Below are 1,128 nucleotides of genomic sequence, written 5' to 3'. Positions count from 1 at the left end.
CGAAATATCGCCATCCTGGCGATCTCGAAGCCAAATGTTCTTCACCCGCAGGGGTGCTTGCACCCCAAGGGGGAAGGTTATTTGGCAGAAGAGAGCTAGGCGCTGGAACTAGACAGTGAAAAGCGCAGGCGAGCGGGTCGCCGCGATGGGCAAATGTTCTTCGCCTGCAGGGATTTGCGATCCCGAAGGCGGAGGTTATTTGACCCCGAGCGGCGGCGAGCCGAAGTTGGACAGTTGAAAAGCGGAAGCGCCGCTTCTTCCGACAACGGTTATCTAGTTTTGAAGGAATGAACTTCCTTCACAATTACAACGCGGAAGTAGTTCAGTGGTAGAACACCACCTTGCCAAGGTGGGGGTCGCGGGTTCGAGTCCCGTCTTCCGCTTCCCAACATGCGCTCGTAGCTCAATTGGATAGAGCATCTGACTACGGATCAGAAGGTTAGGGGTTCGAATCCTCTCGAGCGCGTTTAATAATCTTTAAAAAAGATATTGACAAAAAAGCGATTAGCCATTATATTTTTATTGCAATCGTTTTTCAGACAAGTTCATTGATATGGATCATGCGGGTGTAGTTTAATGGTAAAACCTCAGCTTCCCAAGCTGAAGTCGTGGGTTCGATTCCCATCACCCGCTTTCCTTTGTTTTGAAGTGAATATCATGTACATTGCCCTAGTAGCTTTAGGGATCCGTTGCGAGTTGTCCCGACGCATCAAGCTTCCTTGAATGGGCTTGTAGAGGAAGGGACAGCGGGAATATTGGAGTGTACTGTTGATGATGTCCCAGTAGCTCAGTCGGATAGAGCAACGAGCAAAGTCATCTTCGAAATAGCTGCGAGTTGTCCCGACGCACCAAGCTTCCTTGAATGGGCTTGTAGAGGAAGGGACAGCGGGAATATCGGAGTGTACTGTTGATGATGTCCCAGTAGCTCAGTCGGATAGAGCAGCGGCCTTCTAAGCCGTCGGTCGGGAGTTCGAATCTCTCCTGGGACGCCATTTACATACGGAAGGAACACGCGGGTATAGCGTGAAAGAAAGCCTCCTATGATGAGCCCGAAAGGGTGCTGTGATAGGAGGCTTTTGGTTTTGAGGCAGAAGTGTGCCAGGGCTGGCTCATGCCACAGCTCAGTAG

Annotated in this window: 4 tRNA genes; all 4 read left to right on the top strand. The window is 50.8% G+C overall.

Annotated elements, in window-relative coordinates:
* Positions 1–311: 311 nt before the first annotated feature.
* The 4 genes from ACTVDO_RS17330 (at position 312) to ACTVDO_RS17315 (ending at position 992) form a co-directional block, all read left to right on the top strand.
* Positions 312–383: transfer RNA gene (locus ACTVDO_RS17330), tRNA-Gly, on the top strand.
* Positions 384–392: 9 nt separating this feature from the next.
* A tRNA-Arg gene (locus ACTVDO_RS17325) sits at positions 393–466 on the top strand.
* Positions 467–562: 96 nt separating this feature from the next.
* Positions 563–633: transfer RNA gene (locus tag ACTVDO_RS17320), tRNA-Gly, on the top strand.
* Positions 634–915: 282 nt separating this feature from the next.
* A tRNA-Arg gene (locus tag ACTVDO_RS17315) sits at positions 916–992 on the top strand.
* Positions 993–1,128 lie beyond the last annotated feature (136 nt).

It is taken from the genome of Geobacillus sp. BK01, from assembly GCF_052220245.1.
Lineage (GTDB): Bacteria > Bacillota > Bacilli > Bacillales > Anoxybacillaceae > Geobacillus.
This window is presented reverse-complemented; position numbering and strand designations above follow the sequence as displayed.